Source organism: Legionella sheltonii (assembly GCF_026191355.1).
Classification (GTDB): Bacteria; Pseudomonadota; Gammaproteobacteria; order Legionellales; family Legionellaceae; genus Legionella; species Legionella sheltonii.
In genome coordinates, this window is record NZ_JAPHOQ010000020.1 from 16,426 (window position 1) to 29,820 (window position 13,395).

Sequence of the window (13,395 nt, forward strand, 5' to 3'; positions counted from 1 at the left end):
TCATTGTTATCCCTGCCCCATGCCAGAGGCCACTTGCTTTTCAATTTGCGCCATGCGCTCAATTAAAGTAAGCTTTTCTTGCAGTTTTTGACCTACCTTAGGATCAATAGAAGCCACGCGCGTGGTGGCTTTATTAATTCGCTTTTGAATTTCTTTGACCAGATCAGTATTTAATTCAGATCCCGCCGTAGCCACATTCACCTCGGTCAATAATTCAGTGAGGTAATTAGTTAGCAAGTCCTGGGCGATGAGCATCGAATATTCTTCAATATCTACCGCACTACTGCCGTAGTGCATGCTGTTTAATACGGATAAAAACTTCATGACAGGCAGTGAGGTCATGCTTAAAAAATTAAGCTCGCGATTGCCTGGTTTTTCGTCATTAATTAATTTGGTATTAATGGTGCGAATAATCTCCCGCACCTTGTAAGTGAGTGTTGACGCTTCCGGAATGGTAATATCCTGCAAACTTACCTGCATGCATTGACTGTTGCTGCCAGCATCCTTACAACGCCATATTTTTGCAGTTTTAGCACCAACTCCGGTGCCAATTAGTGCATTCACCAAATCAGCGTTACCCGCAAGCGAAGGTACATTGGTCACTTTACCTTCTTTATCAATAATCAGTGTTCCTGTTAAACTCATCACCATTTCAGCCAATTCTCTGTCGCTATTTAAGAACGATTTAGCTTGCAACAGTGACCACACCAGATTTTTATTTATAACTACCTGTTTTTTACGCTCAGGATCTTCTGATGCTTTGTTCATTACATTATCAAAGCCGGAGCCCGAGCAAGCCATCCGTGCCTTCACATAATCACTGAATAATCCCTCTTTCCCCATAGCCGCTTGATCTTTACAGATTTTTTGCTGGCTTTCTGCGGTTTTTGGCCACACTCCACCCACCATATTTTGTGAGAGCTGACAGGAATTAATACTGGCCTGGTTCGCCATTTGTTCTAATTGCTGCAAATAATCCCGAACCTGTTTCAGTTCAGGAACCGTAGAGGCGAGCATCACATCCACTGCATAGGCACCCGCATTGGTCATCACCGATTTTCCTAAATCAACTAATTTTTGTTCACTTAAAAAACTCATGCTGCCCGTGAATAAATCAATGCCCCCGCATCCGGCACGGTAACTGGGCAAGTCCAATTGTACTAACTGGTACTGGCGAACCTGATTGCGAGCATAGAGTGAGCCGCCACCAAAGAACCCCGCTGCTTGCGATTCAAAGGCGGCAGGCGAGGTCACATTGGAGGCATAGCCCATGCCATTAAAAAAGCTATCGAGATCTTGACTCACATTAGCGTGAGCTATAGGTAAAAACCCCAGTAAACAAAGAGTAAGCGCGATTTTTTTCATGACAGCCTCCCCTTGAGTTCATACGCATTAATTTTCGGTATGAGTGCATTCATACGATCATTTAGCTCTGCTTCTGTCATGGAGCCAAAGCCCACTGGATATAACGCTTTTGTTTTAGGGTTAACCACAAAAAGTGCCGGATAATTAATGGCATTCCCTCCAAATGCAGCATTAATCCATTCTGTAGTTGCCGGTAGAAATTTGGGAAATTCAGGTAAGGGTTGATTATCCAACGATAGAGGCACTAGTTCTGCATTGGTTCGAGTTACCCATTGCTTTAAAATCGGCGCAAACTGCTTGCAGTGTGGGCATTGACTGCCATAAAACAAAATCAATCCATGGGTACTAAAAAATCCTTTACGTTGTGTATTGATCGACTCTTCAGGTTGATGTGTTACTACTCCTTCCTGCTTCGCAATCATATGAGTTAGCCATTGCGACCTTGTCGCATGAGCTTCCAAGACAATAAAAGCAAACAATACACTCAAAAATAAACGCACCCTCATCATGCCTCTCCTTTAAATTGGTTGGCCACTTGTTTCATACGTTCCATCAAGACATCCTGGGTGGTTAAGCCATAAGCCACAGGTAGAACACGCTGATTCGCGGGATTCACCAAAAGCAGCGCAGGAAAATAACGAACACCCAATCGATTGGCTTGCCCTTGATCCATTCGAGAATTAAGCAACTCAGGCACAGTTGCACCATCCACACTAACGGGCATCAGTTGAATGCGAAATCTCTTGCAAAAATCAACAATAATAGGAGCTTGTTTTAAATCATAAGGACTCTTTCCTCGATAGAAAAACAACAGACCATGAGATTGTGATAAGCGGTTCATAACCTCTACGGTTTGTGATTCACGTACCTCATCAGTGATTTTGGCACCCAGATTAGAGGTTGGATGAGTCACTGCATAGTCATATTCAGGATGCGCCAACATCGTTTGTTGAAATAACGATTTAAACTTTGATGATTCTTGAAGCCAGTAATCCTGGAGGCTTAAAAATACACGCATATCCTCTACTTTTTTGGTGTGCCGTGCTTTATGAAGCGCTTCCATGTGTAAGCCTCCCGTAAAATAGGTGCATATCTAATTAGAGTTCTCCAAGTTAAACTATGTTTGAGGAGAACAAAAATGAAAAAATCACGTTATACAGAAACACAAATTGTAAAAATTCTAAAAGAAGTCGAAGCAGGTCGGCTGGTAAAAGAAATTTGTCGTGAATATGGGATTTCAGATGCAACCTATTACAATTGGAAAGCAAAATATGGTGGTATGGAGGCATCCGACGTAAAACGTCTAAAAGAGCTTGAAGAAGAGAACCGTCGTCTAAAGCAAATGTATGCTGAGCTAAGTCTTGATCACAAAATCCTGAAGGATATTGTTGAAAAAAAGCTGTGAAGCCGTCTGTGAGACGGGAGCTGGTTGATTATGCAGTGAATACTCATGCTGTGAGTTTACGTCATGCGTGTAAGGTTGTAGGTATTAGTGACTCGGTTTATCGATACAAACCGGATAGCCAATCTGATGAAGATGTAATCGTGGCACTGCAGGCATCATCCGAACGCTATCCGGCATATGGCTTTAGTAAATTGCTTAAAGTGTTACGCCGCCAGGGACATAGATGGAATCATAAACGTGTTTATCGAGTGTATCGTGAGTTGAAGCTTAATATGCGTCGTGAAGGCAAAAAACGGCTTCCTAATCGCTCACCTACCCCTTTGAGTGTGCCAGCATCCATCAATCAGTGTTGGTCTATGGATTTTATGTGTGATGCTTTGATGTGTGGCCGACGCTTCAGAACATTTAACATAGTAGATGATTTTAACCGTGAGGTGTTGGCTATCGAAATCGATTTAAGTTTGCCTGCTCAGCGAGTGGTTCGAGTATTAGAGCGTGTTGTAGCATGGCGAGGTTTTCCCGCTAAATTACGCATGGATAATGGTCCTGAATTTATCTCAAGCACATTAGCAGACTGGGCTGAAAAGCATCAAGTGGCTTTAGAATTTATTAAGCCAGGTAAACCAACGCAAAATTCATTTATTGAGCGATTCAATAGAACTTACCGCACAGAGATATTGAATATGTACGCGTTTAAAAATTTACAAGAAGTTAGAGAGCTGACAGAAAGTTGGATAAAGGAGTATAACGACGAGAGACCGCATGATTCGCTAAATGATTTAACACCGTGGGAATATCTGGCAAAAAATAAGGCAATGAACTCTAATTTAGGTTGCCACTAAATATGGGGGGGTTACACATGGTGTAAAAGCGCAAAACGGCATCGCGCTCGGTATAGCTTAAGCTCTTAAAGGAAGTCCCAGACGGTACTTTTTTTTCAACTTTTTTTGTTTCTTTTTCTTTGGTATACCAAAGAAATCCTACGGGCTTATCGGCAAACACAACCCCATTAAGAAACAAAAGTGCCATCAAAATCATTCTAATCATGAGCACGCTCCTTTTGTTTTAATCGTTCAATATGAGATTGGTTATTGCGATTAATCGAACCGTTATTGGGTAAAGCCATACGCGCAATCAACTCTTGTTGAATCGGAGATAAATCAAGCGTTGAAAAGTTGATGCGCTCTAATTCTTCTGGGGTAATGCCGCGACAATTGGGAACATTTTCCTTACCACCTGCCCATCCAAAATTAATTCCTAATTGGTGTAAGCGCCCTTGAATCTGAATGATTGAAGATAATTTGGTTGGAAAAACACACCAGGATTCTTTTTCTTCAACGCATGTTAAAATTTTCTTGGCACAATAAGTTCCGACATATGCCGCTCGACCCTCTTCCTTTGCTTGTGCAAGACGTTTCTCATCCTGGCTGCAATGGGTCATCTGATGGCTGCCATGACAGCAATTACGCGCATTAGCAATCACCTTACGGCAGGTAGAGTTCTTGCCAATAAAAATGGCAGGTGTTCCACTGCGAACCTGATTAGCCGACACATCTGCCGCAACACCGGCTAATGCGCCAAGACGTGATAACCCTTCTGCCATATCGTCACCGGATTCATCTTTTGAGGTATCGCATTGTCCATCTGCGCACCCTATTTTTCCTGGGCATACGGTTTTTTCTGGCATACAAAACTGCTGCATACAGGAGAAGGTCTGAGAATAACGTACACACCGATTGGACTTAGCCTCTACACAGCTAGAGTCTGTTTGCGAGCAACCTTGGTTGATTAAAGGAGCGCAGTTACTTGAATTAACGGTTGTGCATTGATAGTTATACCCCCTTCCCCAGCACGATCTTTTAACAGAAATGCCACCAATCACTTTCGCCTGATTAGGTTCTAAACAAGATTGACTCGAATCCATGATGCAAAGGCTCTTTGTATGTTCCGCTTTCACACGTTCGCAATCACTCGTGCTCCAGTGATCTTCACTTACATATTCGGTAACGGTGACTTGCAGGGGAGCAGAATATCTACCCCAACCTGAAAATTGCACCGTAACCGTTGGATCGGTACAAGTCGGTTGCTTAGTGACTAACATCGGTTGATTGTTACGAAAAACCTCGACTTTCAGATGCTCACAATTGGGTGCTATAAGTACCGTATTTGCAGTTGTACATCGCCAATCTCTTGGAGGACAGGCTTGCAAATCAAAGGTGGCAGTTGATTGAAATCGATTGGGAGTGACTACTCTAGAAAAACTTTGAGTGATGGGTTTAACCAATACATTTAATATGTCCTTGCAGGAGCTTGTGGTGTAGTGTACCGATTCGTCACATGTTTTAATAACCGATTCATTTTTGCAAACACCTGCTTGCTTATAGCAAGCACCGTCTAAAACACCATCTGGATTCTCAAGAAGTCGTTCAGCGTATTGCATTTCGACACTCACGGGATTTGATTGAACTTTGGCACGACTACCTGCCTGGCTGTACACCTCGCTGGCCGCCTCATTATTTTTTAGCACATTCAACCCCGCTGCACTTAAGACATTGCTCCCTTCTTGTGGTTGCAGCGCTGATTCTCCCGGATTTGCTGTATACCCTTTTAATACAGTTGCCGGATTAAATCCATTTAATGCTCTTAAGGCTTCATCACGCGCATGCAGTGCATCATTCTGGTTTTGTGCAGATACGAACGCTGTAAACAGGAAGCCAATTAAAATGCAACCAAATTGTCTCATCTAATCCTCCTGACCTCTTTAGATGTAAAATGGACTTCCCCGCGTCCAGCCATTCGGTCTAATCCTTCTTTGATGGGTAAATGGCCATAAATCACATCAAAGGCTTTACCATCATCCACAACCAAAGCGGGGACTTGATGGATGCCAAAACGCTCAAACAGCGTTGGGTCAATGGCCAAGTTCAAATTTGGAATAAGCTGGTTTAATGCCATCACCTTTAGTGCTGTTTCACTCATCGAATCCCGGTAAAGTCCGTTTAAATAGGCTGGAATGTTTTGTTGAGCGCTTTCTTTTAATGTTTCTCGCAAAAGAGTCTCTGGCATGGAAAAGCTAACAAATACAGATAGTTGTACTGCAAAAGATGAGGTCATGATCACACAGCCAAGCAACAAAAAAATTCCTTTTCTTAACATAAAATTCTCCCGACTAAAGGAATGTACAGAGACGTTTTCGCCACACTAAAAACCCATATTGGTCAGGCGTATGGGGCTTGATTTTTCCTGCCTCCCAAGCTAGGGTGCTGTGACCTGATGGATAACAATGCTTGCCATCAGCCACCTGATTCACCAGCTCATAGCGATAACGTGATTTAGGGGGTACAGTGTAATAATGCTCTTTACAAATTGCCCCGGATTTTGGGCTTGAGTCAGACACTAAAAACTCACGGTGCATTTTGTAATTCATGCGCTCAGTCAATAGCAGCGCAGTTTGCACGGGTGAAACCGATGCATTAACGTGTCCTGTCATCGGATAATGCGTTCCCTGGCTACCTGCACACCAAAACAGGCTATCCAGTGGTTTATTGGTAAACGTGGAGGACAGTGCATCAGCAGCACACGCACTTGCTGCTACGGGATTGCCAAACAATACCGACTCAGGGCTTAATACAAAGCTCATCTCTGAATCCTGCCAGGTCGGATCAAGTTCGGTCAGATAAGCAATGTCAAAATCACCTTTTTGTAGGCAGCCCACAGAAGTAATGAGATTTAACCAGTTAATAAGCGGGTATTTGTACCAGTGCACATGGAAAAAGGCGCGTTGTTGGCCGTTGCCCACCACATGGCGACCACCCCTACCTTGCTTTAATCCCAAATTCAATTTTGTTCCACCAAGGTTTACCAGACAGTACGGTGTATCCGTGACATCAGTAAGCGCCATTGGTTCCCAAAATCCAATATTCAATCCAATTCGTATACCAGTACTTGCAGGACAAACACCTACCGGACTGGATGCATTTTCAGTGTCTGGAAGTGAAGAATGAACCACCTTGGTATTGCCAATGGATAAAGGAAATAAGCAACGCCAGCATACATCGGTTACTGGGTTCACAAAATGCCCTGTACATTGCTTGGCATTAAGAGGCGCAAAACCAAGAAAAAGGATTGCTAAAAACAGTATCCTAAAGCACATCGCCATTCTCCTTGATTGCAAGCTCTGCAATGACTAGATGATTTTGGTACCGCGTTACTTTTGCTGGTACATGAGCAATATGAAGCTTCGTTGTGATTTTCCCTGCCTGATCGAAATAAATCACCGCATTGAGTTTTTTCTCAGCTGTATTAATTGCACCTCCTGTCAGAATCAATTTAGGGCTCGTGCACTGAGTTTTTTGATGAGCTGCCCAATTCAACTGTGCTTCATCATCGGCATTAAAGAATAACCAACATGGCGTGTAGGAAGGCATCTGTTGCAACGCATTCACATGAGTTCCTTTTGAGAACAAAATGCGTCCTTTTTCATTTCTGATGTCCTGGCTTAGAGTCATTTCAGGCACGTAATCATGACGAGTTGAACGGTTCGTGCGCGTAATATCCAATGCCATTGGTCTGTTCGCATGCTCGGCTGCCGTTTGAACCCAGCGCTGATTTAAAGACTCAAGTTCCCCACTTGCCTTCAAAGAGGCTAACCGTTCTTCAATGAGTGTTAAAAAACTCTTTTCCGCAATAGGAAATACTTCACCCACCACACCAAAGGATTTGGCGTGGACCTGTCCCGTTGAAATCATAAGAAGAATCAAGCAACAAAAAATGTTCACGATTTATTCCTCATTGCCTTACTTAACTTCGTTCGCACCTCATCGGTGATATCAATGCCGCCAGCAAGAACATCAGCCGTCCTTAAAATGATGACCTTCTTTTGCTGTGCTGTATCAACCAGAACTTTATTAAGTACCTCATTAAATCTTCTGGTAGACTGCTCCACTTGGGATTCGGTCGCTTTTATTTCTGCCAATTGGCGAATGAATTGACCTTGCACCGCCTCTTCATCAAAAACAACAATCGACTTTTGAGGTGATGCACCATAAAAACCGTAAACCACACCAAAAACCGCTAATGCACAACCTAAAACCAGGGGAGTTAATCGCATCATTCCTCCCCATAATATGTGTTTGCAACGCGCTGTATTGCATCAGGTAAGCTAACCCCTTGCTTGGTTAAGGATTCAATGAGGCTCACCTCTTCACCTGATGTGGAAAAAAGCACACGAGAAAACGGATCGCAAAAATAACGATGAAAAGTAGTGACATTACCAAACTGAATCATCAAATTGGAAAACCCTTGGGTTTTCGCTTCACCAAAAGATTCAATGACTTTGACTTCTAATGGATTAAAATGCTTTGGATGCTCATCAACGTATTGTTTGAACCCGCCCTGACGCATAATGATTTTAGTATCAGAGCTTGCAGCAATCGCCCGCCCCTGAATGGTGTTCATCGTATCCACAAGATTTTGTGTAATGACCGCAAACCCACCCATATGCTTTCTTGCCGTGCGAAAGCCTTGCTCGATAAAGCTGGCACATACGGGATTTGAGCCAAGAGCCAAAAACCGCCAGGCTTCATCAATGACACAGCGTTTTTCTTGCTTTCTGTCCGAGTGATAAAATTGTCCCTGAATAATCACAATCATGACAAACATGACAATGGTGAGCAGCTCAGGGTTTGATTCCAGCTCACCCATTTCAAGAACTACCAAATTGGAACCATTGAGCAGCGGGGTATCGTTGTTAAAGAGGTGGCCATAAATGCCTGAGCTTGCATATTTGCCGAGCAAAATCGTCAAATCTTTAAGTCGTTGATCACCTTGAGACCCAGGCTTGTCCAACATTCCTTGCAGGCAAGCTAACACATCATCCATTTTTGCCTGGCGACCCCGCGCTTTCCAGCATTCGGTCACAGCATCTAAAAGCCATGATTTTTGCACTTCCCCTAATGCTTCTGAAGGGCTTGCCATAATGGCCAACAAATCCCTGATTTGAATGTAATCATTGAGCTTCTCCCCATTAATCTCCGTGACTCCATCAAAATCAAACAGCGTGAAAGGATTAAGGGTTAACGTTGCTGCATTAATATAGCTGCCACCCACCATCTCGCATAAATGCTTATAAGAACCACCTAAATCAATAACAAAAATCTGCTGACCTCGCGATAAACCATCTAAAATTTGGGCTTGCTCAAAGAAGGATTTACCAGCACCAGGGCTTGCTACGGTTAGCCGATTAAAATTGGTAATCGGCAATACCCTGTCATCAAAGGTATTCAAATAAAACAGTTGATGGCGATACGTAGGAACGATTAAACCCTCTCTTGCTCCTTTAAAATCAGCAATCACAGGCAGCAAATTGGCAACATTAGTATGCGTTAGTTTTTTGGTCATCCCCAAAAACGAAATACTTGAAAAAAGCCCCTCAGTCAGCATAAAGGGAAGACTACTTAAAAACCTTAACCATTGTTTGCAACGACTGATGTTTAAGGTAAAACCCAAATGCCGAAAACTTGCAATCGCTTTGGCAACCTGCTCACGCTCTTTGCTTTTGGTTGTATAAAGAATGACATTGTAAAACGTGGGTAATAGATGTAGTTCGCCTTTGGTTGCATGTTCATGCACAAATTGCCACTCAGCCGCTTCTTCACGAATGGATGGATTAATAAAACCTTGCACTGCATTGTTGTTGGCGGTAAGTGACTTGGCGCGAGCCTTAGCTTTCGCCTTCACCTTTTCCTGATTCACGCCTCGAATGGTAAACGAAATCAAAAAAGGACATTGAATTCCCTGCTCCGTATCCAACAGGTTGGCAAATAAATCCGGTGTTTGCCATAAAGCAAACGGCTTGACTGGATAATCAGAAAGCTCACAATTAACAAGTCGTGTTTGCTGGATTTCTCCTTTCAAATCAACAATCGAGGATTGAATGCATTCATCATCAATTTCAATTTTAGTTGAAGGGTTAGGTATACTCTCCGCAATAAGCCCGCAGGATTCGTTAATGACTGGCCAGGATAACTCATTAAAATCAGGGGAAAAAAGTGCGCGCATCAACACCTTAAAATCATCCTCTTCACACCGTCTAAACCCAAATCCTGCAACCTTTAATTCAGATTCAAAATCAGCTTGCAACAGATGAAGCTGCTCTTCCACACCCGCCTGCTTAGGTCTTGAAACAAAAAGATAACAACAATAATCAGCAAGTCCGGCCGGAATATTACGGCCATTTTTATACCCTTTTTTGATGGCATTTAAGTGGTATTTCAGTGACTCCCGCGCAAGTTCCGCATAAATACCGCCTTGCTTTAAAATAGGTTCATAATTTTGTGACAATGAGGCGCCAAGCCAGGGATGTTTATACAACAGCACCGTGCAATCAGTCCCTACAGTTAATTTATTTTTAAACAGTTGCGACAAACTGCTCATTAAGGACTCATCGCTACCTGCCATAGGCAGGAGTTCTAAACCAAAGCCCATCGAGTTGCGATTAACAAAGAAGCCCCTCTCATTCACCGTTTCATAGGGCAAAAGGGCTTTAATCGAGGGAAGCTCAAGCGCACACGACTCATGCGCTTTATCATGTGCATGCAGTGAGGCGGGTTTAATGCCAGATGTTTCCCCAAGCAATGTCGCAGCTTGATGCAATAAATCGCGTGCCTTATCACGAAATGCCGCCAAAGTTAAGCCCATGATTGCTCCTCCATTTTTTTCGCAACCCATACATTCTCGCCATTGTTTTGCTTGATGACTTTGCCTTCAAAGTTTTGAAGAGCGTTTTCTGCGCGCATCTTAGCTCGTCTTGGAGGCGCTGGTTTTACATCATCAGCGAAGCGGGTCATGGCATCGACCTGCTCAATGGTCAGACAGCTATCCCCTGCCGTGGCATTACAACTGAAATTGGAATTCATCGTGCCACAACCAGTAAAAAGAACTGAGATGATAGGTATTAATACAAACATAGGATGCTTCATCGTAAACCTCCTGTTTCATTGCGGCTTAAGGTATTCACCTGGTCAATTTTCCCCAAGACCTCTGGAGGCACAGTAAAATTCATCTCAGGATTTTGGTTGTCCTCTTGACTTGCTATCAGTTCATGAGATTCTTGCTGTGCTTTAACTTGGTTCATCGCATGTTGACTTTTGTCTTCGTCAGGTTCTAAATAAAAACCATCTTTAAAGACAATGGTCACCACATTGCCAGAGCCTACCTGAATCACCGGATGGTATTGTTCTGCCCGTTTGACGTAGTATTGAGATAACGTGTCAGCCGCTTTGGAAGCACCGCCATAGGCTGCAAAAGGTGCGATTTGACTACTTGGTACAACGGAGGTTGCGCCATATGGGCCAATTGCTTGCACGCTTTGCGCGTATTGTGCGGCACTTGCTATACCTGATAATGCACCACTGACACCCGCCCAGGTCATCACTTTGTTATCACGCATCAAGGGCTTACCTTTAATGCCCACCTTGCCGTTGAAAAACACCCAGCCTGTTACTTCCTTATCAATAATCGGCTCACCAGGATGCGCGCACGATAGGCGATATAGCGTTCCGTAAGCACGTTCACTGGAAATATCCCCATACGAATTGGCACTGACGCGACAGCCTCTTAAGCGTGAGCGCTGGCCATTAGGTAACGTGCCATCTTCCAAGAACTTAAAAAGCATCACACCATTGTTTTTTGATTGACCATTCACAGAAGCATCCGCATCTGCCCCGCCCAAAATAACTGCCCGTACTGAGGTATTGGAAGGTACATAGTGAGCGGGATTAAGATAAAAATTATGGTGCGTTTTGATGATGCGCCGTTTAGGCCGAAACGATACCGTGTGGATACCACGATTTGCATCGGATAAGACCGTGCCACCATTCATTGCAGTGTTCATGGCATACGTGTTGGAGTTATGCCACAACTGTGGGTTTTGTACTTCTTTCAACTCGGAAGGGTTATTTTGCGGCTCTTGACTTCCTTGCTTTTCTTGGTGAGCTAAAACCAGCTCTTGTACTTGAGACGTTAATTCTTCTTTTTGCGCCTGCAATTCTTTTTGATGTGCCTCACCCATTGATTTAATGTTAAGGGTTAATTCGCCGATTTGTTTTTTTAATGATTCCAGTTCTGTTTGTTGTGCAGTGAGCGCATTGTCTGCCACCGCATCGGTAAACGATTCCTCAACAATTCCAGTTAAATCCACTGATTTTTTTAGAGCTTGAGTCTTTTTAGGACGACCATCGGCTAATAGCACAATCATCATGGCAACAAGAAAAAACAGACAACTCCCTGCAATAATTAAAGTACGAACCTGACGCCCTTTAACCATTTTATTCCATTGCCAGCTAGCCATGATTGACTCCTTGGACACGGTACAGCTTGGCTTTTTCACCAGGGGCTAAGGATGGTTTGGAAAACTTAATCGCGAGCGTTCCTTCTTTGGCAAACCACTCTTGCGCCAATTCCAGGGGTTCTTTACCACCATTGTACAATTCGATGGTTTCGCCCTTTAACAGCTTGCCATCCCATAATTCTTTGGGTAAAAGCGTTAATCCTTTTGACCAACGTTCCACTTTTCCAAATTGACGTTTGACGTTCACATCCGCAAAAGGCTTTTGTTGCTCCATATGGTTAAGCATGGCGAGAATGGCTTCGGGAACTGCCTCTTGTTTGATTGTTTTGGGGTTTGTTTTTGTGGCATTAGCGACCGTTTTTGTAATAACTGGCTGAGATGGAACCAGCTCAATGGTCTTTCCTAAGGATTCCTCACCATTTAAAGTCACAGAAAAATGCCGACCTGCCTCAGTAGTTAAAAACAAAGTAAATGGGTTGGCAGCTGATAGCATCACATAGACAGAACCATCTTGCTCATCCCTTTTAATGGCCATTGCGTTGGGAGGAAACACCGCTTCCATGATTTTGTCGTTTTTGACTACCAAACGGTTGTAATTACCTTGACTTAGAGTGAGTGCAATATCGCTGTTATCTTTCACAGGAATACTATTTGCACCTATTGCTAGTGTTGATAATAATGTCAATGCGATACTTATTGGTTTACGCATCTTGCTTCTCCTTTAAAAGCGAAAACTTAACTATGGACAGACGGCTGTCTTTGTATTGGAACTGCAAAACATAGGTCTTACGCTCATCATTTAATGCTTGAAGCCCTACGAACCGCTTCAAAAGCCCTGAAACAACGACAGTTAATTCCTGTGGGTTGGCTTTATTTTTGTCGATATAAAAAATGGACGACATTTTTTTAGCTTTAATCACCTTGGCTTCATTGGTTAGATGCCGGAGCATAGAGGTATAGTTCTGGTGCCCAACATAAGACAGCAGCCGTTGATGATTGGCATCCACTGTTTCAGGCGTCACATTTAAACGTTCATTAACAAAGTTCTCTGCCATAAGGCTCAAGTAATGGCCATCAACACTGGATGCTGATTTCAAATAGGATGGCGCACCGCTAAAAGGAGTGACTTCAATCGTATGGTGATTCCATGCTTGAAACAAAAAGCAAGACAACAAAACGTTAGACACCAAAAGGCCAAATACTAAAACCACCATCAGATTAAACCGTGCGGACAAAAGACTTAAGCGGCTTTGATAACTTTTAAAATCCATGTTCT

Annotated in this window: 15 protein-coding genes; 1 reads left to right on the top strand and 14 read right to left on the bottom strand. The window is 43.2% G+C overall.

Annotated features, from left to right (window positions below; genetic code table 11):
• Positions 1 to 6 precede the first annotated feature (6 nt).
• The 3 genes from OQJ26_RS18195 to traF are packed head-to-tail and all read right to left on the bottom strand — an operon-like array spanning position 7 to position 2,428.
• Positions 7 to 1,365, bottom strand: a complete 1,359-nt coding sequence (locus tag OQJ26_RS18195) for a conjugal transfer protein TraH (RefSeq protein ID WP_265705122.1) — start codon at positions 1,363 to 1,365, stop codon at positions 7 to 9.
• The gene (trbB, locus tag OQJ26_RS18200) at positions 1,362 to 1,874 is read right to left on the bottom strand and encodes a type-F conjugative transfer system pilin assembly thiol-disulfide isomerase TrbB (protein ID WP_265705123.1); all 513 of its coding nucleotides are present in this window, start codon (positions 1,872 to 1,874) and stop codon (positions 1,362 to 1,364) included. The genes OQJ26_RS18195 and trbB overlap by 4 nt, the downstream gene beginning before the upstream one ends.
• Complete coding sequence (traF, locus tag OQJ26_RS18205; RefSeq protein ID WP_265705124.1) at positions 1,871 to 2,428, bottom strand: type-F conjugative transfer system pilin assembly protein TraF; 558 nt, start codon at positions 2,426 to 2,428, stop codon at positions 1,871 to 1,873. The genes trbB and traF overlap by 4 nt, the downstream gene beginning before the upstream one ends.
• 75 nt (positions 2,429 to 2,503) lie before the next feature.
• Here traF and OQJ26_RS18210 point away from each other — a divergent pair.
• Positions 2,504 to 3,612 (top strand): IS3 family transposase gene (locus tag OQJ26_RS18210; protein WP_416209969.1). Its coding sequence is split into 2 segments (ribosomal slippage): positions 2,504 to 2,756 and positions 2,756 to 3,612, totalling 1,110 coding nucleotides; the frame shifts between segments, so codons are not numbered across the junction.
• Here OQJ26_RS18210 and OQJ26_RS18215 read toward each other — a convergent pair.
• The 11 genes from OQJ26_RS18215 to traE are packed head-to-tail and all read right to left on the bottom strand — an operon-like array spanning position 3,593 to position 13,390.
• Positions 3,593 to 3,817, bottom strand: a complete 225-nt coding sequence (locus OQJ26_RS18215) for a thioredoxin domain-containing protein (protein ID WP_265705125.1) — start codon at positions 3,815 to 3,817, stop codon at positions 3,593 to 3,595. The genes OQJ26_RS18210 and OQJ26_RS18215 overlap by 20 nt on opposite strands.
• On the bottom strand, positions 3,810 to 5,513 hold the full coding sequence (gene traN / locus OQJ26_RS18220) for a type-F conjugative transfer system mating-pair stabilization protein TraN (protein ID WP_265705126.1): 1,704 nt from the start codon (positions 5,511 to 5,513) through the stop codon (positions 3,810 to 3,812). Before traN ends, OQJ26_RS18215 begins: the two co-directional genes overlap by 8 nt.
• Positions 5,510 to 5,926: a type-F conjugative transfer system pilin assembly protein TrbC gene (gene trbC / locus OQJ26_RS18225; protein ID WP_265705127.1), complete on the bottom strand. Its 417-nt coding sequence runs from the start codon at positions 5,924 to 5,926 to the stop codon at positions 5,510 to 5,512. The genes traN and trbC overlap by 4 nt, the downstream gene beginning before the upstream one ends.
• A gap of 13 nt (positions 5,927 to 5,939) precedes the next feature.
• Entirely contained in the window at positions 5,940 to 6,923 is a 984-nt protein-coding gene (traU, locus tag OQJ26_RS18230) for a conjugal transfer pilus assembly protein TraU (RefSeq protein ID WP_265705128.1), read from the bottom strand.
• On the bottom strand, positions 6,913 to 7,548 hold the full coding sequence (gene traW / locus OQJ26_RS18235; protein ID WP_265705129.1) for a type-F conjugative transfer system protein TraW: 636 nt from the start codon (positions 7,546 to 7,548) through the stop codon (positions 6,913 to 6,915). Before traW ends, traU begins: the two co-directional genes overlap by 11 nt.
• The gene (gene trbI / locus OQJ26_RS18240; protein ID WP_265705130.1) at positions 7,545 to 7,883 is read right to left on the bottom strand and encodes a type-F conjugative transfer system protein TrbI; all 339 of its coding nucleotides are present in this window, start codon (positions 7,881 to 7,883) and stop codon (positions 7,545 to 7,547) included. The genes traW and trbI overlap by 4 nt, the downstream gene beginning before the upstream one ends.
• Positions 7,880 to 10,468, bottom strand: a complete 2,589-nt coding sequence (gene traC / locus OQJ26_RS18245) for a type IV secretion system protein TraC (RefSeq protein ID WP_265705131.1) — start codon at positions 10,466 to 10,468, stop codon at positions 7,880 to 7,882. Before traC ends, trbI begins: the two co-directional genes overlap by 4 nt.
• Positions 10,459 to 10,749 carry a TraV family lipoprotein gene (locus OQJ26_RS18250; protein WP_115264684.1) on the bottom strand — a complete coding sequence of 97 codons (291 nt, stop codon included), beginning with the start codon at positions 10,747 to 10,749 and terminating at the stop codon, positions 10,459 to 10,461. Before OQJ26_RS18250 ends, traC begins: the two co-directional genes overlap by 10 nt.
• Positions 10,746 to 12,119 (bottom strand): TraB/TrbI/VirB10 family type IV secretion system protein, encoded by a 1,374-nt coding sequence (locus OQJ26_RS18255; RefSeq protein ID WP_265705132.1) that lies wholly within the window; start codon positions 12,117 to 12,119, stop codon positions 10,746 to 10,748. The genes OQJ26_RS18250 and OQJ26_RS18255 overlap by 4 nt, the downstream gene beginning before the upstream one ends.
• Positions 12,112 to 12,828, bottom strand: coding sequence for a type-F conjugative transfer system secretin TraK (gene traK / locus OQJ26_RS18260; RefSeq protein WP_265705133.1), 717 nt, complete (start codon positions 12,826 to 12,828; stop codon positions 12,112 to 12,114). The genes OQJ26_RS18255 and traK overlap by 8 nt, the downstream gene beginning before the upstream one ends.
• On the bottom strand, positions 12,821 to 13,390 hold the full coding sequence (gene traE, locus OQJ26_RS18265) for a type IV conjugative transfer system protein TraE (RefSeq protein WP_115264681.1): 570 nt from the start codon (positions 13,388 to 13,390) through the stop codon (positions 12,821 to 12,823). Before traE ends, traK begins: the two co-directional genes overlap by 8 nt.
• Positions 13,391 to 13,395: the final 5 nt, after the last annotated feature.